The sequence below is a fragment of the Leptospira ainlahdjerensis genome (assembly GCF_016919175.1).
Lineage (GTDB): Bacteria > Spirochaetota > Leptospiria > Leptospirales > Leptospiraceae > Leptospira > Leptospira ainlahdjerensis.
In genome coordinates this window covers 16625-38256 of sequence record NZ_JAFFPU010000004.1, presented here as the reverse complement: position 1 = coordinate 38256, position 21632 = coordinate 16625, and the positions used below count along the sequence as shown (strand labels likewise).

Genomic DNA, 21632 nt, shown 5'->3' with positions numbered 1-21632 from the left:
TCTGGCTCCTTTAAAATAGCAGTAAACAAACAAAAAAAGTAAGGAGACTTTTGGGAAAAGTGCCCGATTTTTTAGGATAGTGTATTATTCCAGAAATGAATTGATTCAAAAAGAAGAAGCGGGTCTCGCTCCTTATGCCGTATCCAGTGCAAATAACGGAGGAAGAGTTTACGAAGAAGAGGAACATTCCTACCGACTTCCGTTTCAGAGGGACCGAGATCGGGTTCTTCATTCGAGCGCTTTTAAACGTCTTCAATACAAAACACAAGTTTTCATTTTTTCGGTAGGGGAGAATTATAGAAATCGAATGACTCATACTTTGGAAGTGGCAGGTCTTTCTCGGACGATCGCTTCTGCGTTGGGTTTGAATTCTCATCTTTCCGAAACGATCGCGCTCGCTCACGATCTCGGTCACACCCCGTTTGGTCACGCCGGTCAGGACGTTCTTTCCGGTTTGATGAAGGATCACGGAGGCTTTGAACACAACAAACAGTCTTTGAGAATCGTGACCGCGATCGAAAAAAAGTATCCCAGTTTTCCCGGATTGAATCTTTGCAGGGAAACTTTGAAGGGACTTATGAAACACGGATCGGAATATGAAACTTCCGGAATGTTTTTATCCAGACAAGAAGACGGACCCTCTCTTGAAGGGATGATCGCCGATCTTTCCGATGAAATCGCATATACGAGTCATGATATCGAAGACGGTTGGGAGATGGGTTATCTGCATCTTGGCGACTTGTCCGAAAATCCTTTTTGGAACGAGGTCTATCAAGACTGTAAGACGCGTTATCCGGAAGCGGCCGAGAAAATTCTCATCCGAACTTCGATTCGAAATCTTACGAACGCTATGGTCTCGGATCTCATTCGAAATATATCTTCCCAACTGGAAACAAATCAGGTTCGTTCCAGAGAGGATCTGGGAAGAATCTGGAGACAAGGTGTGAGAATCGCGGGTTTTTCGGAAGGCGTCGATGCGAAGTTCCGGGAACTTAAATCCTTTTTGTATGAAAGATTATATCGTCACGAAGATTTGGTAAGAATGAGCGACTACGGAAAAAAAGTGATAGAATCCTTGTTTGATTATTTTCTCAAACACCCGGAAAAAATCCCGGAAACCTACAAAGAAAGAATCGAAGAAGAATCCTTATACCGTGTGATTAGCGACTACGTCGCAGGAATGACCGATCGGTACGCTGAAAAGATCTACCAGTCGCTTCCTTAATATTCTAAAAATAGAATATATAATTTTATTCAATAAATAATATCCGAAAGAAAGGTGATTTAGAATATTGTATTTTTAGAATTGATTATTTTGAAGATTCCGTTTTGATCTCGTTTTTCGGTGTTGAATCAGGTATTTCTGATTCCGATTGGGAACAATAGTTTGCGAGAATCAGGATGGGAATCGTATTATTCGGACAATAGTTGATGATCCCGATTTGGAATTCTTCTTTATGAGTTCCTGAATTGAAGATTCCGAAACTAATCGCCCGTTTCTCTTTAGGCGAAATTTCCAAGTTTGTTCCTATATTCACAATTCCTAAACTAACGGAACTGCCCTCGTTCATGTTGACGAGTCCAACATGGAGACCTTCTCCCCAATTGAAAATTCCGAAGTTGAGCCGTCCGCTCAGAATATTGGCGGCGCCGATCGATACGCTGGCATTTTTTGCGACTTGAGTTTCGATTTTCATGTCCGAGCCAGGATGTAGAAGTGGTTTACCTGAATCCAAAAAGAAATTAAAATTGAAAATTCCGATTTTCAAAGCGCCGTATTTGGATCCGGCATTGTTAGCGAATCCAATTTGAAGGCCGCTTGCGTTTTCTGCCGAGTTGATGATTCCGATCTGAGTTCCGATGAGGCGATTGGCAAAATTCATAACGCCTACATTGATCCCGCAGAGCATCCTTAGTTCGCCGTAAATCAGATTGAGCCGAAACACTTCCGTTTCTGCTTCGGATGGAATTTTGGCTGTCAACCGAGGTGTGAGCGCGACCCCGCAGTTTACGGATGAAATTGAAATTGTAAAAAGAAGAAAATAGCGAAAAAAAATAGGTTTCATCAATTCCTTTGAACGAGCTGATCCATCAGATTGTTTTCCATCGGATGGAAGAGGACTTAATGGATTGGTTTGAGTTTATATCTTGATTTTAAGGTTAAAAACGTATCCTTATTTTCCGTCTGATTCTTAGTCTCCGGTTTGATTTCGGAGCCATCATTCTCGGTCCGTTTTAGTATGGTCTAAAATCAAGATATACCTTTTTAATTTATTTCACCGGTGTTGTTTTCGAATCCGTTGCCGGTGTGGAGGCCGGAGTTTCCGAACTCGGCTTTGAACAATAGTTTGCAATGATCATAATCGGAAACGGACCTTCCGAGCAGAAATTCAAAACTCCGATCTGAAAATTGCCGTCCTCACCCATATTGATCGCTCCGATGCTGAGTCCTTTGCCGGAATTGATGAGTCCTACGTTGAGTCCGTAACCGGAATTAAAGCCGCCTACGTTGATTCCCAATCCCTCGTTGTTGATCAGGCCGATCGTCGCCCCGCTGCTACCTTTGTTATACAAACCCGCCGTCAGATACACTCCTCCGTTGGAGGCTTTGTTATAAAGACCGACTTGGATTCCGGCGCCGGTCTCTTCAACTTTATTCACCCCGCCTGCTTGAACTGTGAAACCGCCATTCTTAGCTTCATTGTAGAGGGAAAACTGAGCGCCGTATGTTTTTCCGTCTGAAAAATTGACTCCGCCGACTTGAACTCCGATGAGACGATCTTTGACCGTATTGATCACCCCGAGATTGACTCCGTAGAGTTTATTCACTTCTCCGTAGAGTAGGTTGACTCTCACAACTTCAGTTTCCGTTTTTGCCGGAGCTCTTACAAAGGATTTTTCACCTCGTAGGCCGCCGACTCCGCAATTCAGAGTGAAAACCGAAAGGGCGCTCAAAGAAAATATGATAAAAATGTAATTTAGAGAAATTTTATGTTTCATAGTCATTTACAATAGTTAAATCCGATCATGACGGGAAATCTTCCTTTCCCGCAAAAATTGAGAAGTCCGAATTGCAGAGTGGGAGATTCCGTTTCGTCTTCTCCCGCGGAATTTAGAAGGCCGATATGAACTCCCGATCCTCCGTTAAAAACTCCGATGCTGACACCGCTCCCTTGGATGTTCAAAACTCCCAGGTTTACACCGCGCGAATTCTCGTTCAGGGCTCCTAAGTTGATTCCTTGTGAGGACAGATTTGTGACTCCGATCATAAGACCGCTCGTCTTATAATTGCCGACTCCGATCGTAAGATCGTATCCTACCTTGTCGCCTCCTAAGTTGATAACTCCTGCTTGGATTCCCTTGGAATTACCATTTGTGGAGTTTACGATCCCGGCTTGAATTCCAAAGCCCTTGTTTTTAGCTGCGTTGACGACCGCTACTTGAAAACCGTAGGTTTTACCTTCCGAAAAATTTACGATTCCGAGCTGGGCGCCGTAGAGATTTTCCTGGACTTCGTTTAATAATCCTAAGTTGATTCCCGCGAGAGTTTTTACCTCTCCGTAGAGAAGATTGAGTCGAAAGACTTCTGTTTCGGTCTTGGGAGGAATTTTTGTAGTGATGCGGGGAGTCAGCGCAAGGCCGCAGTTGGATAATAGGATCCACAAGAAGAGGAAGAATAGGTAGGTCAAAAATTTGAATTTGATTTTCATAGTTTTCACACATTGAGTGAGTGGCAATTGCATGTCAGGAAAATCGATTGTCAATATTTATTCGGGAATAAAATCGATAAGGGTCTATTAAAAAAAGTTTCAACCTTGGAAAGGTTGACTCCGAATCCACGGTTTCAAAGTTCCTCGTATATGGTTCGGAAGTCGACGGCGGATTGAAATCGAAAATCAAGAAGAAATGATTTTTTATATTTCGATTCATTTTCGGATTTTAGAGATCGTTCGACAACGCCTTCAACACTTCTTGAATTCGAAAACAGAGCGCATCCACTTCCTCCGCAGTCGTAAACCATCCGGTGGAAATTCGGATCGCTCGCAACGCCTCTTCTTCGGAAAACCCCATAGACAAAAGAGAAGCGGCGGGCTCTCTCGATCTGGATTTACAGGAAGAGCCCGTCGATACTACAAAACCGGATTCTTCCATTCCCATCATAAAAAAATCGACGTCGTCCGTAGGAAGAAGGCAAAACGAAGTGCTAGCGATGCGCGGGGAATCCTTTCCTATAATTTTGCAACCGCATTCTTCCAGGGTTGTTTCGATTTTGGTCTGAAAGGTTTTGAGGATTTCGTTTTTCTTTTCGATCTCCGAAATTCTTAAATTTAGAATATTCGAAAGAGATAATATTGCGGGAGAGTTTTCGGTTCCCGCTCTGTGATTGTTTTCTTGGTTGCCGCCTCGAAAGATTCCGAATTCCTTTTCGAATACCAAATCGGAACGAACCCAGGTTCCGGAAGCTCCCATTCCGGCTCCGATCTTATGACCCGAAAACGTAAATCCGCTCAAGTAGGTGAATGGAACTTCGATCTTTCCAAAGGATTGCATGAGATCTGAGAATAAGGGAACGCCGAATTCTTTCGAAAGCTCGTAAATTTCCGAAAGCGGCTGGATGACTCCCGATTCGTTGGCGACGTGCAATACAAAGATCGGAGCGGGGTTTTCTTCCAACAAAACTCTCAGATGAAAAAGATCGATTTGTCCGTTAGAAAGAGTGCGGATCTTTCGCGTTTTAAAACCCGAGTATTCTAATGCGGAATCCATAGAAGCGTGTTCGAGAGAGGATACGATCGCCGTTCCGGAAAAGGTCCCGGAGATTGACTGCGTTAGGAGGTGATTGGCTTCGGTTCCGGTGGAAGAAAAGACAAACTCCTTTGCGAGTTTGCCCGTATAGTCTTCCAAAATCTTTCGAGCCTCTTCGATCTTACCCTGTCTCGCTAAGGAGAACCGAGTCGCCCCGGAAGGATTGTAAAAGTCGCGGAGATAGTCTTTTTGAATTTCCACGAGTACATCCGCAAAGGGGGGATGCGTCGCGTTGTAGTCAAAATAACGAATCTTCTTCGACATAGAGTTCATCCGCTTCTTCGTATCTTCCTTTTTTTCGGAGAACATATCGTAAGAGTTTTTTTCTGTCCTCTACAAGATCGCTTCTTCCGGCTCCGGTCGTTCGATACGCTTTATCGATCGTATAAAGTTCCGATTCCAACAATTGTAACCCCTGTAAGGCGGAATCCAATTCTCCCTTTCGAATTTCGGCTCGGATGTTCATCAGTCGAGCTTCGAATACGGAACCTTTATCTAAGAAGTTAGACTGTGCCGCTTCCCGAAAGTAAAAGATCGCTTTGTTCCAAAAAAGAGGATCCCTTTTTCCGAGTTGATAGTTGAGCATTCCTCGTTTGAAAAGGAGTTCATCGTATTCCACGGTTCCGGGATCGGAAAAGAAAAGAAGTTTTTCCAAAATTCCGTCGGCTTCCAAGGGGGAGATCGAATTGAGTCCGGTTTTGTAAATTCCAAAGGCGAGTAGGTTGAGAGCCTTTTTGAAATCGTTTGCGTTGACTCTGATGTTTCGATCCGGATCGATCAAAAAGGAATTGGATTTGATCTGAGACCAGACTCGCATCTGATTTTGTTTTTCGGTGAGTACGTTCAAAGGATTGGAATCTGCGCCGCAGGAGAAAAACGGCTTTTTAGGTTTGATTTTTTCGATCGCAACTCGAACCGATTCTTCCGTATTGCGTACATAGTCCGCGTAAGCTAACAAAACTTCTTCGGGACGACATACGGCGAGGGCCGCACGTTCGATCTTTTTTGGAACCGAAAAATCCGGTCCAGAAAAATTCAAAGCTCTTTTATAATAGTCTAACGCTTCTAAGACGGTCGGAGAGGTCGTTTTCCAGTATTCTCCCGGATTGAATCCTCCCGTGATCGGATCTCTCGATCTCGTTTTGGAGGAAATCTTTTTTTCCCCAGGAGATTCTTCTTTCATTCCGGAATCCTTAAATCTCCAAATATGAATCGAGTCCGTCCAAGAAGGTTTGTAAAGAACGGAATCCCTTTCACTCAAAGAATAATAATAAAGACAGGCTTCCCGCATCAGATCTAGATCCGGAATTCTTTCCCCTTGATCTTGATAAGCGACTTCTTTTTGGAGAATTGAATCTCCCTTTTCGATAAATTCTTCAGCGGTTTTAGGATCGTAACCGGGCGGACTCACCATCAAGGCTACCTTACTCAATAATTTATATCGATTGGGAAGAATCCAGGCGGCAGCCGCGATCCAAACAAAAAGGAGGATCAGAATGAATTTTTTATTTTCTCGGATGTATGTTAGCAAAATGAACCGCTCCGATCGTTTGGAAAATTGATTCGACTCCTAGACGGATCGTATGCAGAATGAAATTCCGGACCTATTGACGGGATGGTTCCTGACGTATGGAACATTCTTCTCAAATCTGTCCCGTTACCCGAATGAATCAAGCAAATAATAAAAACGGCTTCTCCCTCGTTTCCCGTTTCTTTTCTTTTACTCACTGTGCCTTTGTTTTTTGTTTTTTGTTTTTCCAGGTCTCTCTTTTTTCGGAAGAAGAATGTGAATATTCTCAATCCAAGGTTGCGCCTGAATTCTTTTTATCCCTTGCCTTTGAAAAACAAACCGAAGCGAACAAGGGAACTTCCCACGAAAAATCAAAAAAAGCTTATGAAGAATCCGTAGGTTTTTACGAAAAATACATTCGTTGTTCCGAAAACCTCAAACGGCCTGTTTCTCCGGTTTCCAGGGTGGCCAAGGCAAACGGACATTTTGCATTGGGACAGTTCGAATCGGCTGAAAAGGAAGCCGACTTTGCAATCCAAGCGGATCCTCTGTTTCGAGACGCTTATCTTTTGAAGGCGAGGGTTCTCATTCGAATGGGGGAATACCAAAAGGCGAGCGACTATCTGGAAGCAAACTTGAGCCGTTTTGCGGACGATTCCGATCTTCTCTATCTTTTAGGTTCCTTGAATCAGGAACTCAAAAATTTTCCGAGAGCGATTCTGTATCTGACTTCCCTCAGCGATTCCATTCGAAACAGGGAAGGAAATCCGAAATACAGATCCTATGTGGATAAGTCTTTGGGGGAATTGTATTTTGCGGGAGGTCAGACAAAAAAAGCTCTCTATTTTTTGAGCTCCTATCTTCAGCAAAATCCTTCGGATATCTCCACTAGACTCACTCTCGCGAGAATCTGGAACCAACTCGGAAAATTCGCCTCGGCTCGAAAAGAACTCAACCGCATTCTCAAGGTAAAAAAGAATCTTTCTTCGGTGGAACATTTGCTCGCCGAGATGTATTTTATCGAGAGCCGTTCCTATGCATTCGAATACTTTAATGTTCTCAATCAACAGTCCAAAATTCCGAAGGGAAGCGTTCTTGAAGGATTGTATCTTGTGATGCTCGGAAAATACATCGATGCAAAACGAATCCTTTTGCCCGTAAAGGAAAAATTTCCGACCCGTCTCGCCGTGCGTCTGGCGATGCTCGACGTCTACGAAAAGGAAAAAAATCCTCCTCAGTATTTGAAGGAACTTAGAGAGGTTTCGGAAATCGTTTTCGGAATGCAGCAGTTCGAACTCGCGGAAAGGACAGCACAAAGAGCGAGTCAAATTTCCGACAAAACCTCCGAATGGAACGAAGCGGAGATTCACGATTTTTTGGCGTCTTGCCACGAACAGTCCGGTTTCGTCTATCGTGCGATCTTAGAATCCCGTAAAGCGGTCGAGCTCGCAGAAAAAAAATCGGATAAACTCAAATTTCAGCTGCATCTTGCTTATTTACTCCGTGCGGATCCTCCGAACAAAAAAGGAGAAGCCGAAAATCTGATCCGAGACGTTTTGAAATCGGAACCGGAGATGTCCTATGCGCGCTATCTTTTAGGAATCGTTCTTGCCTCCAAGGATAAATACAAAGAGGCTTTGGAAGAATTCAATTCGGCGATCGAAAAAGAGCACGGAAACGGAATCTATTTTTTTTATCGCGCTTCCGTTCACGAGAAGTTAGGGAACCAGGACGAGATGGAAAACGATCTCAAAAAATCCATGGAGATCGATCCGACGAGTCCAATGGCCTACAACTATTTGGGGTATTATCTTTCCGAAAAGGGAATTCGTTTAGAGGAATCGCTTTCTCTTGTCCAAAAGGCGGTGGAGTTGGCCCCTGATAACGAGGCCTATCAAGACAGTCTCGGATGGATTTTTTTCAAGATGGGAAATTTGGAAGAGGCTCTTTTGCATCTTCAATTGGCGTATCAGATTCTAAAGGATAAGGGAGAAGAAGACCCCGTGATTTTAGAACATATCGGAGACGTATACAAAGAAAAAAACGAAATGAGAAACGCGATCGCCTACTGGGAAAAAAGCCTCAAACTTTTTAAGAAGAAAGAAGACACAAATAGACTTCATAAAAAACTTCAGAACAGCGCACTTCGATCAGTAAATCCGTAATCAAAAATTCAAAAAAGAACCTATAAATCGATGAAACCAAAATTACATTCTATAATTCTAATGTTTGCGCTGATGTTCTACGCTTGTACAACACCGCAGATCGAAGAAATTTCGTTTCCGGATAAGGGAAATTTAAAATTCTTATCCTCCAAAAATCCTGACGCAGCGCGCATTCTAAAATCGATTCGAGAGCTCGAGGATAAAAACAGTTCCTATTCCGGAGAATTCTCCATGAGAATCGAGAACTTTGTTCCTAAGAAGGAAAGTTTTTCCGCCGACGGAAAGATCTATTATGATCGGCCGTCCGGAAAAATGTATATCGAACTTTCGGATCCGTTTTTCGGAATGATCGTTTCGAGAGTTTTTACGGATGGAATTTCGATTCAGATCAAAACCGCAAATTCAAATACGCAGACGCTTCCGATGGGAGATATCGTGTTCAAGGATCCGAGCGGTAAAAAACAATCCACGATTCCGTTTCCGGTTTTGTATTCTCTTCTTTCAAACAATAGTTCCGGACTCGCAGGGACGAATCCTACGTTCGTTAATCTTTCCGAACGTGCAATTCTTGTTAAGAAACCGGGAGAAGACATTACGTTTTGGATGACGGAATTTGGAATCAGTTCGGTGGAGCTTCTTTCCAAAAAAAGCAATCTGAGGGCGATCACAAAAGTGCAGGGGATCGTTTCGTTTCCTCCCAAAATCACGATTACGAGAATTGTAGAACCGAAAACGAATCTGGATCAAAACAAGATCGAAATCAAAATGAAGAAGATCGCTCTCTCGGAGACGATTCCGGATTCTAAATTTCATTTTTAAAAGGAAAAGATCGAGGTTTACAACATTCTTTCTTCCCTCAGTTTGGAAGAATTTTAGACAAATGGACGCAGGGTTTTGATTTATGGAATCTGCGTAGCAAATTTATATTTTATCGAACTAGGAGCGAAGTATGCTTTCCGAAATTAGAAACAATCATATTCTGGAACTTTATATCGAAACCAACGAAGTCAATTCCTTGAACGGGGATTTTTTTCGCACGATTTCGGCAAAACTCGAATCGATTGCAAAAGATCCTACGATCAAAGCCGTAATTTTGACTTCCAAGAATGAAAAGTTTTTTTCCAACGGTTTCAATCCTGACATTTTTGTTGGCAAAACTTTAGAACAGATCCAAGACGTTCTGCGCCTCGCTTTGGATACCGCCTCTAAACTTCTGTTTTTTGAAAGACCGATCGTCTGTGCTATGAACGGTCATTCCATGGGTTTGGGCGCCGTTTACGCGATCTTTTGCGATTATAGAATGATGGTGGAAAAAAAAGGACGTCTTGGTTTTCCGGAATCCCAGATCGGAATCAACTTTCCTTCGGTTGCGGGGTTTATGTTGAAAGAAACCGTGGGAATCAACGCAGCGAGAGATCTTCTTTATTCCGGAAAAGGTCTAAAAGCCGAGGAAGCCAAAGAGATCGACTTGATCGACGACGTTGCGGTTTCGACGGAGGAAATGATGGTGAAAGCCAGAAAATACTGCGAACAATTTAAGGACATGGCGATCGAATCCGTGATCGGAATCAAGGTTTCGCTTCGGGATCCGGTTCGGATGTTTGCCGAAAAAAATGCGGAAAGAGACATCACTCTTCTTTCCAACGCCGTTTTTTCCAAAAACGGTCAAGAAGGAATGAAATCCATTCTTGAAAGAAGAAGACCAGTATTTCAGTAAATTCTAATTTAAGAAAGAGTAATAGAAGAGGCCGGTGAAAACGCCGGCTTTTTTGTGTTTGTCCGCAGTGATTGTTTAAATGTCATAAAATTTTGGGAACAGAAGGTTGTCTCTAAACAGGACGGACTGGAAATACAACACGAACCTTTTCTTAGAGACAGTTTTAGTCGGAGCAGTTGATCCCAAGTTGGAAAACTCTTTCGGATCAACAAAGATCTCAATCCGAGTTTTTGTAAGAGTTCCTACAGGGGAATTTGTGGTTGCAAAATTAGAATTTTGTGATAGAGGAAAGTTTCCGGAGTTTTTCCCGCCACCTCACCCCTCCACCCAAGATCGGGGCGGGGCCGCCTGCTTTCACAGAAGATCCGTCGGAGTTCCGACAAAAGCCCGACCATTGAATTATTGAGGCTTCTCCGCCTCAGCCTAACCTTACCCACAAGTTGAGAGTAGATATGGTAAGAATCGTCCCGAGACAAGGTATTTTGTAAGAGTTCCTACACTGGGATTTGTGGTTGCAAAATTAGAATTTTGTGATAGAGGAAAGTTTCCGGAGTTTTTCCCGCCACCGCTCCCCACCACCCAAGATCAGGGCGGGGCCGCCCGCTTTCACGGAAGAGCCGCCGTAGTTCCGACAATTTCCTTTGAGATTCAGTTCAATTGCGATAAGCAATCGAAGTTTTGCAAAAGGGGACCTTCTTAAGTTTGTAGGAAGTCCCCTTTTTCTAAAACGATCGGCATTCTCAGTAAAAAACTTTCCCCGGATTTAAGATTTCTTTTCTATCGATTTCCTTTTTGAAAGCCTTGAGACCTAAGAGCGCTGGTTTGGAAGTTGATTTTTCATACCAAGACTTGTGATCAAAACCTACTCCGTGATGGTGCGAAATCGGAGCGCCGTTTTGGACAAAACAATCCGAAACGGTCCGTTTCATTTTAAACCATTGGTCCTCGGGTTTTTTCGAGTCCATCGGAAATATAATCGTGTAATACAAGCAGGCACCTTCGTGATAGCTATGCGAAATATGACACATCGCGATGGAACCCGGAATCGATTTTTCAAGAGCGGCCACACCTTCTTTATGAAGATGAAGCACACGATCGTAGGTAGTGGAGGTCTCCATCGTATCGACGCCGATTCCATTCTCCATTACGTGATTGCGTAAGAAAGGCATATTGTATCTGGAATGAATCCACTGTTCTCCGAGATGAGTTCCCGCATACAAACCTCCGAACTTAGGAATCAACTTTTTTATTTTGGAAAAGTTCTGAGAAACGTCCTCTTTAGTTCCGTCCATTCCGAGAAGAATCACACATTTATCCTCTCCGATCGATTTCCAGCCTAGAACCGCGTTTTGGATCTTATTTTTTAACCAGCGAGCAGGAGTGTTTTTTTTACCAAGCGTGCCTAACGTCTGATACAGACGAGTTTCGTTCGCATCCGAAAGCCGAATCATAGAAGTTGGAATTTCCCTATGATTGATTTCTTTGATGAAGTTCAGACCCGAGGAAAAATTCGGAAATACGATTCCAAAATACTTTCTCGTCTCGGGAAGTTTATGAACTTTGATTGTCACTTCTGTGATGATGCCAAGAAGCCCCTCGCTTCCCGCAAAAATTTGATTGAGATCCGGTCCGGTGGAGGAGGCCGGGTCTCTTAAGGTTTCCACAATGCCTGTTGGAGTTACTACTCTTAGACAGGTAAGAATTTCTTCGATTTTCCCATAACGATTGGACTGTTGTCCCGCACTTCTCGCGGCGATCCAACCTCCGAGAGTGGAGTATTCAAAGGATTGGGGAAAATGTCCGAGCGTAAAACCTTGATCGTTGAGAAGTTTTTCCAATTTTGGTCCGTAAACTCCTGCCTGAAAGGTGGCAAGGTGACTTTCTTTGTCCAAACGAACGAGCGTATCCATTCGAGTCGTATCCAAGGAAAGAACCGCTTTTTGTCCCTTTCCTTTCAGAACCTCCAAACCTCCTACAACGGAAGAACCTCCGCCAAACGGAATGACTGTGATTTGATTTTTAGAACAGTATTCTAAGATTTTCGCGATTTCCGATTCTTTACCGGGATAGATGACTCCGTCCACAAAGTGTTTGAGAGTATCAAAGGAAAGTCTCAGAACGTCGTAGTAACTTTTACCCGCAGAATGAAACACCCTCTCCCTGCGCTCCGTAGAAAAATGTTTGGTTCCGCAGATCTTACTCAGTTCTCGAATTTGCGCGGGGCTGAGATTGGATTTTGGAAGAGTGATTTCCTCCAAAGCAACGGGAGGGGTTTTGCGAATTTCAGTGACCTTGAATTCGTCGGAAAGAAAGGCCAGGATTTCCTGCATCTGGCCCACTCTGAAAAAGTCTTGGCCGTAAGCGCCCCAAGCATTCCATCTCAAGTTATCTCTTGAATAATCTATTTTTGCATTGAGTTCGGTATAAAACATATTCTTTCTAATTCTCCGAAGGAAAGATAAAACTGTCCGAAGCACAAGAATCTGGATCCGATTGGATTTCGCAACAGAATTCTGAATGATTTAAGAACGAAGCAGTTCCTTGAGTTCTTTGACTCTCTCGTTTTTAGGCTCCAATTGTTCGGCCCTTTCGATCAAAAAGGAGGCTCGGCTCGAATTTCCTTGGAGTCGATACACGTCCGCAAGATGAATTAGATTCTTAACGTGATTCGGAAATCGAAGCCGAAATCGTTCCCCCAGTTCTTCCGACTTTTGGAGAAGAGAAAGATCCTTGGTTTGGGAATAACTTCTTTTCGAAAGGAGAGAAGTGTAGAGGAGAAGTTCGTGGTCCGCAGGATCCTGAGCGAGAGCCTCTACCGCATTTGCAAGCGCTTGGGAAATTTTTCCGGTTTTGTCCAGAAGTCTCGCGAAAAATTTGAGTTCTTCGGAGGAAAGATCATTTTTCTCGCTTGTCTCTTCATAGATTGTAAGAGCTCCTACGAAGTCCTTCGACAGAGCGGCCCTTTTGGCTTTGGAGAATCGATCCTGATGGATTTGGGGAGTGGGTTTACCCGAAAATTGGATCGATAAGAGACTGTAGTCGTCCGAAAAACTTCCGACCGCTAGAAGTAGATCCTCGATTTTTGACAACTCTCCTTTGGCTTCTTCCACTCTTCGTAAGAATTCGGTCTCGTCTTCGTTGATCTTTCTTTTTCCTTCGAAGTTTGAGTCCAGGATAAGATCATCCTTACCGTCCGAACCGCAGAAAATCTTATCCCCCAATTTCATCTGAAAAACTTTGACAAAAACCTGCCCGTTTATTCCGCCCACGCCCAATTTAAAAAAATGGGTTTCCGGATCGATAAACGAAGCCTTTCCGTCGCGGTATAGAACCAGCCAGGGATGTTCTATATTCAAGTAGTATAATGTTCCGGTGTTTTCTTCCACAAGGCCGAGAACGGCAGACACGAGCATACTACCGTCAAAGGTTTCGAAAACTTTTTGAAGATCCGTAAAACAATCCTTCAGCCATCGTTCCGGTGAACGATTCGCCGAATCCGGATCCATCCGAGATCGAATGATTACTGAATTGTAAACCGCACCCAACACCAAAGCCCCTCCGGCTCCCTGGATCGATTTACCCATCGCGTCTCCGTTGATAAATGCTTTGAATTTTTTTCCTTGGAGCGTCAAGTCGTAGGCGCTGAGATAATCCCCGCCCAATTCATATTCTTTTTCTCTAAAATTAAATTTTTTATACTGGTTTAAGGCGAAGTCGATATGAATCGGGCCGGTCTCGGTTTTTTTTGCAATCAACGGATCCAAAAGAAGAGAGGTAAGAAAGTAATCGCCGTCTTGTTTTTCCTTGAGCCCTTGGATCTGTTCCATGTTCTCGGAAATCTCCCGATTCTTCTCCAAAATTTTGAAATGACTTACAAAGTTGGAAAATCGATATCGTTCCACGATAAAACCGCTGAAAAAACCGAGGAGATAACTGATTGCAAGATTCTGCATGGAATAAGAAGCCTGATCGGTAGAAAGATTCGGATGATACAAAAAGACCGCCGTTAAAAAACTAAGAATTGAAATAGAATAAAGTAGAATCAGTGCCTTTCTCGGAAATGGCATAAAGACCATCGACATAACTACGATTTGAAGTCCGGAAACATAATTTGGGTCGTCGGCTATTCTTCCCGTAAAAAAAGCGGTAACGTTTAAAAGGTAAACGAATAGAATGTAAGCCCATTCCAATCCTTTTCCTCGAAGGCGAGTGCCGGCGAATTTATCGATTGCGATCGAAATCAAAAAGAAAGCACTCAGCAAACTTAACCCGATGCGAAAGTAAAAAAGTTCCGGAAACTCAGGATGGAGTTTCCGATCGGTGTCTAATGCAAAACCCAACCAAACAAAAGTTCCAATGATCGATCCAGGATAATGGAGAAGACGTGCTTGCCTGTGGAGATCGTCCACATATTCTTTCGCGTATCGGATTCTATCTTCATGAATATCAAAGAAAAGTAGGAAATACTTTTTGACAGTGTTGGTCAAGGGCATCGTATCCCTAAGGTTACTTCAATTCCTATTTTTTCAATCAGAGTTTTCGGATTTATATACTTTGATTCGTTTTTATAAAATTCTTGATTTTTTGTAATCCGTCTAAAAGCGATTGACCGTGCCATTTTTAAAAAAATCAATACAGGTATGGCAAAAAAAACAAAGTCCACTTCCCCAGAATGGATCGCTTCTAAAAGTTCCGTCTCATCCGTTTATGATCTTTTGATTATCGGCGGAGGAATTACCGGTGCAAACGTTCTTTGGGATGCCACTTTACGAGGTCTGAAATCGGTTTTGTTGGAGAAAAACGACTACGCGTCCGGAACCAGTCAAGCGACTTCCAAGCTGATCCACGGAGGTCTTCGTTATCTAAAAAATTTCGAATTGAGTCTTGTCCGAGAATCTTTGCGAGAAAGGGCCACACTTGCCAGGATCACCCCGAACGCGGTGCAGACGATGGGTTTTCTTGTGCCAGTATATTCTCAAGTAGAAAGAATCGTTTTGAAACTCGGGATGGAAATGTACAACGCATTGTCCTGGGATCGCAATCAGAATATTTCTCCGGACCGTCTGATTCCGAAATATAGCTTTTTATCAAAAGAGCAAACGATCATGGAATCCCCGACTTTAGAAAGGGAAAACCTGAAAGGTTCCTATCTTTACTACGACTATCTCAACCTCAACCCGGAACGTCATACTTCCGAATTTATATTTTCCGCGAGAGAAAAGGGCGCCGAAGCAAAAAATTATACCGAAGTGGTTTCGATCGCGCGCAACAACGATTCCACCTATCAAGTCGTCGCCAAAGACAAGTTAAGCGGAAAGGAAATTTCCTTTCGGACAAAATGTATCGTCAATGCAGCCGGTCCTTGGGCTGATTTTGTGGAATCTCTTGCGGGAGTTCCCGCCGATAAAAATTTGGTTCGCTCCAAGGGAATCCACGTCGTTACGAGAAAGATATGCGGTGATAAAACGATCGTAACCAAAAAGAAAGACGGAACTCATATCTTTATCATTCCTTGGAGAAATAAGACCATCATCGGAACCACCGATACGGAATATCCCGATAGTCCGGATGCGTTTCGAGTCACCAAAAAAGATATCGAAGATTTGTTAAGCGAAGTCAACTTTTCCTTTGGTTACACGGACCTCACGCTAAAGGACGTGGATTTTTATTACGGAGGTTTACGTCCTTTGGTGGAAGATCCGAGCGAAACAACCTCCACTTACAACGCGTCCCGTAAAACGGAGATCTTTGATCATAAGGATGCAGGCTTCCCCGGTTTTTTTACGGCGATGGGAGGTAAGTATACCACGAGCCGAGCCGTTGGCGAAGCGGTGGTAAACAAGGTGGTGGAATTCTTGCCTGGAGAATATCGAGCCTGCGAGACTGAGATCATTCCTCCTGCAACTGGAGACTATTCAGATCTTCCTTCTTTGATCAGCGATTTGAGTCGAAAATTTCCGAAGTTAAGAGGTGAGTTGATCGAGACCGTCGCCGTTCGTTACGGATCCCAGTCGTATTCCATTCTTTCCAAAAGCGGTTCTCAAGAAGAATTTTATACCTTACAAAACGGAGAAAAATTCTTTGAGTGCGAATTGAATTTTATCGTGGGAAGAGAAGACATTCGTTTTGCGACCGATTTTTTCTTTCGCAGATCCGGGGTCGGAGTTCCTGGGCTCCCTGAAGAAAAAGAAACAAATCGTTTGATTCGTTCCCTCGGTAAAAATCTAAAGTGGAACCCAAGTCGGATTCAAAAAGAAACAAAGGTAGTACAGGAACGTTATCGGATCTTTTGAATTTAGAATGTAAAGGAATTGGAAAGAATCACTGCCATAAAATCTTTGATAACTTCCGATGTGTCACCTAGGCTGATCGCTTCTCCGTCTACGATTCTTTGAACCACGGTTCCCAAGATAACGCTGATCAAAATCCGATTTAAGGTCGGATTCGTGACTCCGAGATGTTTTGTGATGATGTTCACGTATTCTTTCATCGCATCGGCGATAAGGACTTTTTCTTCTTCGTGATTCTTGAGTCTGGAAACGTCGCAGATGATGTAGAGTAGATTCTGAAAGTAGGATTCTCTTGCTTGGATCATCTGAAAAAGAGAGTCGACTCTGGTTTCGAGCGTCTGACCAGGATTTCCTTTGGAATAAAGTTGTAATTCTTCGATATCCTTTAAAAGAACGAACTTCACCAATTCTTTAAAAATATCCTCTTTGGTCGCGAAGTAGTGATAGAGAGTTCCCGTGGAAACATCCAGTTCGGTTGCAATTTCTCTCATAGAAACCGCAGAATATCCTCTCCGTGCCAGGATATCCACACACTTGGATAGAATTTCTATTTTGTATTTTTCATGATTGACTATCTTTGGCATTGGAATCCCTCGATCTATTTTTTATCCACAACTCGTATACGTGATGATGGAACCGCTTCCACCGGTCAAGAAATTTGGTTTTAGCGGTTCCGAAGAGATCGATTGTAACGATCAGTACGCGATTTTCAGTTTTTGATAAACGAAACCTAAGAGCCAGATCGGCCCGATCATCAAAAACTGTATGTCCTTGAAAAAGGAAGGTTTTTTACCTTCGATCTTGTGACCTATGAACTGTCCGATCCAAGCCAAGACAAAAATTGTGATCGAAAGATCGACAAGTCCATACGCGTAAGTCCCGATCATCACCGGAAGCACAGTCGCTTGCAAGAGGATGATCAAATAGATCATGAGCGAAGTAAGAATCAGCATTCCAAAAGCAAGCGCCGGTGAAAGCCGGATATAAAACGCAAGAGCCAACACAAGTGCGATGGTCGCGAAATTGAGATAGGGAACCGATTCAAAAATTGAAGGAACCGGGATCGACCAAAGAAGACCGATAACGGTAAAGTAAATCAAGGGAACGCAGATCCAATGGATATTTTTATTGATTGGATTTCTGTGACTGTCGGCGTATTCGCCAAACCAAGTTTCTACGGATTTCATAAATCAAACACTCCTCTCGGTTAAAAATTTTAAACGTTCGAAAAAGAATCGCAAGTGTTTTTTATCGAACCTTCTGAATAAAATCCAAAATCTCATTCTTCCGATTCTCTGCGTCTTCCTTTCCGAGTTCAAAGGCCTTTCGAACCCCGACCGGATTTGTGTAATCAAAGGAACTGATTCCGATCGGACGAGAGGGTTTGAAAAGATACGAATTTTTAAGAGTCTCCGATGACTTGCCGAGGATCGTACTGTCTTCGTAGTAGATTCCGATTTTGGGTTGAGAAGGGGAAAAGGATTCCAGAAGTAAGTTATTCGTAAGCCCTCCATCCAAAAAGAATTCGTCGTTCTTTCTTTGAAGAGAAACCACGGGCGGAACCGATGATGAATTGAGTAGGATCTGTTCTACGGTCTCGGGTTCTACGAGATCCTTTTCGGAATATACGATATTCTCCAGACTCCATTCCTCAAAGATCGACTGAACTCGGTTCGGCGTTCTTCCCTTGAGCTTGTCTCGTTCGTCTCGGATGTAAGCCTGCATCGTTCGCGAAATCAAACGAGAGACTGAAGTTTTTGTTCCGTTGAGTTTGTGGATCGGTTTTGCTTTTACGGCTCCGATAAAAACTTTTACGGAGGATTCTTTGATCTTTTTTAGATCGAGGCTATAACGAATCGATCTTCTCGTAATATTCTCGTGAGGAAACGGAGACAATCCTTTGAAAAGATTTAGGAAACGAAAATTTTTAGAATTTCTCCTGGCGAGTTCCTCGAAATACGTTATGCTCTCTTCTTCTCTTTCGGAAAGAATACAAAGCGCCATCGCGGCTCCGGCGCTGACTCCCGAAATCTGAGAAAGATTCAATCCCCATTTTCGAAACGAATGACCGGCCCCAAGACCGTAAAACGCCTTACATCCTCCTCCTGCGATCGCAAGAGAATAGGAAGTGGAATTCCACGGAAAAGAGATGCGGCTTAGGATCGAACTCATGAAGAATAGACGGATTACGATTCGGGTTCGGTCGAAGTCTCAGGAGATTCTTCTTCTTTTTTGAGAATCGTTTGTGTTTCCTGTAACGAGCTTTCGACTTCGAGAGGACGTGTGATTCTTTCGATCGGAAGTTTTTTTACGTGATTCGCCATTTCTTTGAGAATGGTTTCCGTAATCTGTTTCATGATCTCACCCGTGACCTCGTTTTCTAAAACGTCGGTGATCATCGTACTAATATCCTCTCCGAGTCGTTTTGAAATTTCTCCCATAAAGGGAATTCGGGACAATTCCCCCAATAAGAATTTGGATTGAAGAGATTCGTTTACCTTTGCGTTAAACTGAGTTTGGTGGAGTTCAAACGCGCGTTTGGCGAGTTGACTGTAGTCGAGACGGATCATCACTTCTTCCACTCTTTCCAAAGAATGTAAAAAGACGGCGTCAGCGATCGTATCCACGATGACGTCCCGAAAACGAAACGTGATTTCTCTCGTTACGATATCGCTTAGATTTTGTCCGGACTGACCCAACTTGTAGAATGCGATCAGGATCTTGATTCCTCTCAAAAGTAAAAAGGGACGAAGAAAGTAAAAGGGAATCACACCCACGACTTCGTACCAATTCATCGAAAAGTATGTTCCTGGGTCTTTGGATTTTCTAAATTTTGTGATGAGCTCCACGCCCCAAATCACGAGAACAAAAAAGTCAAAACCGATGACGTAGGCATAGAGTTCTTTGGGAAGAAATTCTTTATAAGAATTATAGATCAAAAGAAGAAGAACGTCGAAGGCGGCGAGAGAAAGAAGAAACAGATCTCTACCGGATCCCGGTAACGCGCGGAGCCAAAGATAAAAATGCCAGACGTTAAATTTGTTGACCCGGACCGGATTACGTTCGGAATCAGCCATTTTACTCATAATCTCCCTGGAAAGGTTGGTTTACAGTATTTACGAGAATGGGATTCTGGTCACTACAATTCCATGTCTTCACTAGTGGCGATTGACGGTTTCAATCTGATTTATAAGTTCCCGGAAACGGAAGAATTGATGTATCAGAATCAGCTCGGGAAAGCCAGAGCGATCGTTTTGGAATGGATCGAGTTGTATTCTAAAAAAAAGAAAAGCCAAACATTTCACGTTTTCTTCGACGGCAAAAAAGAGATCGCTAGCGAAGTTTATCAGGAAACGTTTGGAAAACTGCATGTGTATTTTAGTCGAGAAAGAAAGGCGGACGACTTGATCAAAGAGTTTGTTCGTACACAAGCTCGGCCTTCGGACGTGCAAGTCGTCAGTTCGGACAAAGAGATTTTTTTTCACGCAAAAAAATGGGGAGCTCATCCGATCTCTTCCGAAGAATTTGCGGCCTTGGTTCTTGCGGAAATCTCTCCTAAGAAGGTAGAGCCCGACGATGAAGAAATCAAAGATAAAAAACTGGGCTCAGAAGAAGTGGAATACTGGAAAAATTTATTTAGGAAGGGCAGATAAACAGTGCTGTTCAACTCCGTTACCTTTGCGATTTTTTTTGCCGTTGTTTATACGATTTATTGGTTCATTCCTAAAAAGAATCGCCCCGATTTTTTAATCCTCTCCAGCGCCTTTTTTTACGTCTGGTTTTCCTGGATTTTTTTCTTTCACTTTGTATTTGTAATTCTTCTCAATTACTTTCTCTACAAGAAGATAAAACTTGATCGTGAGAATTCCAAAAAATGGATGATCACGGCGGTTCTTTTTAACTGTATCAATCTCGGTTTTTTTAAATACTTCTATTTCTTTTCTAGAGTTCTTGCCGATCTTACGGGTTATCCGTTCTTTCAAGAGATCCAAGGAATCGTTCACATCATTCTCCCGCTTGCGATCAGCTTTTACAGCTTTCAGATGATCGCCGCAGCGGTGGATGCGAAAAGAAATCCCGATAGCGAACTCATTTCGATCCAAGGATATTTTCTTTTTGTTTTATTTTTTCCGGTTTTGATCGCGGGCCCGATTATGAGAACGGGAGATTTTTTTCCGAACTTAAAAAACCTGGAACCGGATCGGGATAAAATCTATAACGGAAGTTATCTGATGATCAGCGGTCTGGTCAAAAAAGTTTTGATCGCGGATCCCGCTTCCGGTTTGATTTCTCCGATTTTTTCCAATCCGGAAGTTTACGATTCTACTTCCTTGATTCTTGCGGGAATCGGTTATTCGATTCAGGTCTTCTGTGATTTTTCAGGCCTTACGGACATGGCGAGAGGGGTGGGCGCGTTACTAGGCTTTTATCTTCCTGAAAACTTTAAGGCGCCTTTCTTTTCCCTAAGCGGTAGAGAACTCTGGCAGAGATGGCATATAACGTTGTCCTTTTGGCTCAGGGATTACATCTATTTCTCGTTAGGCGGAAGCCGCGCGGCGCAGTGGAGAACTCATCTCAATTTGATTCTAACGATGACGATCGGAGGTTTTTGGCACGGTGCGGATTATACTTTTATCGCTTGGGGTTTTTACTGGGGAGTTTTACTCGCAGGGGAACGTTATCTGGAGAATACTCTCGGTTGGAAGTTGACTCCTGAAAAGAATACAATCCTAAAAGTGCTTAAGGCAACGATTATCTTTCTTTTGTTTTCATTCAGCGCCGTTTTGTTTCGAGCGAATAACGCAAAGACGATGGTGCAACACGTTCTTGGAATATTTAAAAATGCTCCTTCTTCGATCGAGTCTGAAATTTCGAGTTCTTCTACTTCGGCTTGGATCGGAGAGGCGGGACGTTTGGTGGACGGAAACTCCCTTTTTCTACTCAATCAGATGGAGAATGTGGAGAAATTCTTTTATCTTTTCTTAGCGCTCGTACTTTTCAACTGGGTTCAGTATGTTCCCGATTTTTGGAAACGTTTTCGAAAGTATGATCCTTGGCTTCTTACGTTTGTAGGAGTTCTTACAGTTTTCTTACTTGCCCTGTTTTCGGAAGATTCAGGCGCGTTTATCTATTATAAGTTTTAG

18 protein-coding genes are annotated in these 21632 nt (G+C 43.1%); 7 read left to right on the top strand and 11 right to left on the bottom strand.

Annotation, left to right across the window (positions count from 1 at the left end; genetic code table 11):
- Positions 1–79 precede the first annotated feature (79 nt).
- Positions 80–1225 carry a deoxyguanosinetriphosphate triphosphohydrolase gene (locus tag JWG45_RS00820; protein WP_205277897.1) on the top strand — a complete coding sequence of 382 codons (1146 nt, stop codon included), beginning with the start codon at positions 80–82 and terminating at the stop codon, positions 1223–1225.
- A gap of 85 nt (positions 1226–1310) precedes the next feature.
- Here the strand turns inward: JWG45_RS00820 and JWG45_RS00815 are convergent, their stop codons facing one another.
- The 5 genes from JWG45_RS00815 to JWG45_RS00795 all read right to left on the bottom strand — a co-directional run bounded on the left by JWG45_RS00815 (position 1311) and on the right by JWG45_RS00795 (position 6337).
- Positions 1311–2066 (bottom strand): LA_2272/LA_2273 family lipoprotein, encoded by a 756-nt coding sequence (locus tag JWG45_RS00815; protein WP_205277896.1) that lies wholly within the window; start codon positions 2064–2066, stop codon positions 1311–1313.
- A gap of 205 nt (positions 2067–2271) precedes the next feature.
- A complete protein-coding gene (locus JWG45_RS00810; protein ID WP_205277984.1) occupies positions 2272–3000 on the bottom strand; it encodes an LA_2272/LA_2273 family lipoprotein in 729 nt (242 codons plus the stop codon).
- A gap of 2 nt (positions 3001–3002) precedes the next feature.
- Positions 3003–3710 carry an LA_2272/LA_2273 family lipoprotein gene (locus tag JWG45_RS00805; RefSeq protein WP_205277895.1) on the bottom strand — a complete coding sequence of 236 codons (708 nt, stop codon included), beginning with the start codon at positions 3708–3710 and terminating at the stop codon, positions 3003–3005.
- 229 nt (positions 3711–3939) lie between these two features.
- Positions 3940–5070: a cysteine desulfurase family protein gene (locus JWG45_RS00800; RefSeq protein WP_205277894.1), complete on the bottom strand. Its 1131-nt coding sequence runs from the start codon at positions 5068–5070 to the stop codon at positions 3940–3942.
- Positions 5045–6337 (bottom strand): hypothetical protein, encoded by a 1293-nt coding sequence (locus JWG45_RS00795; protein ID WP_205277893.1) that lies wholly within the window; start codon positions 6335–6337, stop codon positions 5045–5047. Before JWG45_RS00795 ends, JWG45_RS00800 begins: the two co-directional genes overlap by 26 nt.
- Positions 6338–6471: 134 nt before the next feature.
- Here JWG45_RS00795 and JWG45_RS00790 point away from each other — a divergent pair, with 134 nt between their 5' ends.
- The 3 genes from JWG45_RS00790 to JWG45_RS00780 all read left to right on the top strand — a co-directional run bounded on the left by JWG45_RS00790 (position 6472) and on the right by JWG45_RS00780 (position 10198).
- Positions 6472–8481, top strand: a complete 2010-nt coding sequence (locus JWG45_RS00790; RefSeq protein ID WP_205277892.1) for a tetratricopeptide repeat protein — start codon at positions 6472–6474, stop codon at positions 8479–8481.
- Positions 8482–8511: 30 nt separating this feature from the next.
- A complete protein-coding gene (locus JWG45_RS00785) occupies positions 8512–9300 on the top strand; it encodes a LolA family protein (RefSeq protein WP_205277891.1) in 789 nt (262 codons plus the stop codon).
- Positions 9301–9430: 130 nt separating this feature from the next.
- A complete protein-coding gene (locus JWG45_RS00780) occupies positions 9431–10198 on the top strand; it encodes an enoyl-CoA hydratase/isomerase family protein (RefSeq protein WP_205277890.1) in 768 nt (255 codons plus the stop codon).
- 740 nt (positions 10199–10938) lie between these two features.
- Here JWG45_RS00780 and JWG45_RS00775 read toward each other — a convergent pair.
- Both JWG45_RS00775 and JWG45_RS00770 read right to left on the bottom strand, forming a co-directional pair.
- Positions 10939–12630, bottom strand: a complete 1692-nt coding sequence (locus JWG45_RS00775; RefSeq protein WP_205277889.1) for an FAD-binding oxidoreductase — start codon at positions 12628–12630, stop codon at positions 10939–10941.
- A 90-nt stretch (positions 12631–12720) separates the two neighbouring features.
- Positions 12721–14691, bottom strand: a complete 1971-nt coding sequence (locus JWG45_RS00770) for a PP2C family protein-serine/threonine phosphatase (RefSeq protein ID WP_205277888.1) — start codon at positions 14689–14691, stop codon at positions 12721–12723.
- A 147-nt stretch (positions 14692–14838) separates the two neighbouring features.
- Between JWG45_RS00770 and JWG45_RS00765 the strand changes: the two genes are divergently transcribed.
- Positions 14839–16491: a glycerol-3-phosphate dehydrogenase/oxidase gene (locus JWG45_RS00765; protein ID WP_205277887.1), complete on the top strand. Its 1653-nt coding sequence runs from the start codon at positions 14839–14841 to the stop codon at positions 16489–16491.
- A 2-nt stretch (positions 16492–16493) separates the two neighbouring features.
- On the opposite strand, the gene JWG45_RS00760 is transcribed toward JWG45_RS00765, so the two are convergent.
- The 4 genes from JWG45_RS00760 to JWG45_RS00745 form a co-directional block, all read right to left on the bottom strand.
- Positions 16494–17072, bottom strand: a complete 579-nt coding sequence (locus JWG45_RS00760) for a TetR/AcrR family transcriptional regulator (protein ID WP_205277886.1) — start codon at positions 17070–17072, stop codon at positions 16494–16496.
- A 111-nt stretch (positions 17073–17183) separates the two neighbouring features.
- Positions 17184–17675 (bottom strand): Mpo1 family 2-hydroxy fatty acid dioxygenase, encoded by a 492-nt coding sequence (locus JWG45_RS00755; RefSeq protein WP_205277885.1) that lies wholly within the window; start codon positions 17673–17675, stop codon positions 17184–17186.
- Between the two features lie 61 nt (positions 17676–17736).
- Positions 17737–18660 carry a patatin-like phospholipase family protein gene (locus JWG45_RS00750; protein ID WP_205277884.1) on the bottom strand — a complete coding sequence of 308 codons (924 nt, stop codon included), beginning with the start codon at positions 18658–18660 and terminating at the stop codon, positions 17737–17739.
- A gap of 14 nt (positions 18661–18674) precedes the next feature.
- Complete coding sequence (locus JWG45_RS00745) at positions 18675–19565, bottom strand: hypothetical protein (RefSeq protein ID WP_205277883.1); 891 nt, start codon at positions 19563–19565, stop codon at positions 18675–18677.
- 72 nt (positions 19566–19637) lie between these two features.
- Here JWG45_RS00745 and JWG45_RS00740 point away from each other — a divergent pair, with 72 nt between their 5' ends.
- Both JWG45_RS00740 and JWG45_RS00735 read left to right on the top strand, forming a co-directional pair.
- A complete protein-coding gene (locus JWG45_RS00740) occupies positions 19638–20141 on the top strand; it encodes an NYN domain-containing protein (protein WP_205277882.1) in 504 nt (167 codons plus the stop codon).
- Between the two features lie 3 nt (positions 20142–20144).
- Complete coding sequence (locus JWG45_RS00735) at positions 20145–21632, top strand: MBOAT family O-acyltransferase (RefSeq protein WP_205277881.1); 1488 nt, start codon at positions 20145–20147, stop codon at positions 21630–21632.

Bases quoted from the DNA above. Each gene is read 5' to 3' on its own strand.
- JWG45_RS00815 (WP_205277896.1), bottom strand. From the start codon at position 2,066: ATGAAACCTATTTTTTTTCGCTATTTTCTTCTTTTTACAATTTCAATT.
- JWG45_RS00810 (WP_205277984.1), bottom strand. From the start codon at position 3,000: ATGAAACATAAAATTTCTCTAAATTACATTTTTATCATATTTTCTTTG.
- JWG45_RS00805 (WP_205277895.1), bottom strand. From the start codon at position 3,710: ATGAAAATCAAATTCAAATTTTTGACCTACCTATTCTTCCTCTTCTTG.
- JWG45_RS00800 (WP_205277894.1), bottom strand. From the start codon at position 5,070: ATGTCGAAGAAGATTCGTTATTTTGACTACAACGCGACGCATCCCCCC.
- JWG45_RS00790 (WP_205277892.1), top strand. From the start codon at position 6,472: ATGAATCAAGCAAATAATAAAAACGGCTTCTCCCTCGTTTCCCGTTTC.
- JWG45_RS00785 (WP_205277891.1), top strand. From the start codon at position 8,512: ATGAAACCAAAATTACATTCTATAATTCTAATGTTTGCGCTGATGTTC.
- JWG45_RS00780 (WP_205277890.1), top strand. From the start codon at position 9,431: ATGCTTTCCGAAATTAGAAACAATCATATTCTGGAACTTTATATCGAA.
- JWG45_RS00775 (WP_205277889.1), bottom strand. From the start codon at position 12,630: ATGTTTTATACCGAACTCAATGCAAAAATAGATTATTCAAGAGATAAC.
- JWG45_RS00770 (WP_205277888.1), bottom strand. From the start codon at position 14,691: ATGCCCTTGACCAACACTGTCAAAAAGTATTTCCTACTTTTCTTTGAT.
- JWG45_RS00765 (WP_205277887.1), top strand. From the start codon at position 14,839: ATGGCAAAAAAAACAAAGTCCACTTCCCCAGAATGGATCGCTTCTAAA.
- JWG45_RS00760 (WP_205277886.1), bottom strand. From the start codon at position 17,072: ATGCCAAAGATAGTCAATCATGAAAAATACAAAATAGAAATTCTATCC.
- JWG45_RS00755 (WP_205277885.1), bottom strand. From the start codon at position 17,675: ATGAAATCCGTAGAAACTTGGTTTGGCGAATACGCCGACAGTCACAGA.
- JWG45_RS00750 (WP_205277884.1), bottom strand. From the start codon at position 18,660: ATGAGTTCGATCCTAAGCCGCATCTCTTTTCCGTGGAATTCCACTTCC.
- JWG45_RS00745 (WP_205277883.1), bottom strand. From the start codon at position 19,565: ATGGCTGATTCCGAACGTAATCCGGTCCGGGTCAACAAATTTAACGTC.
- JWG45_RS00740 (WP_205277882.1), top strand. From the start codon at position 19,638: ATGTCTTCACTAGTGGCGATTGACGGTTTCAATCTGATTTATAAGTTC.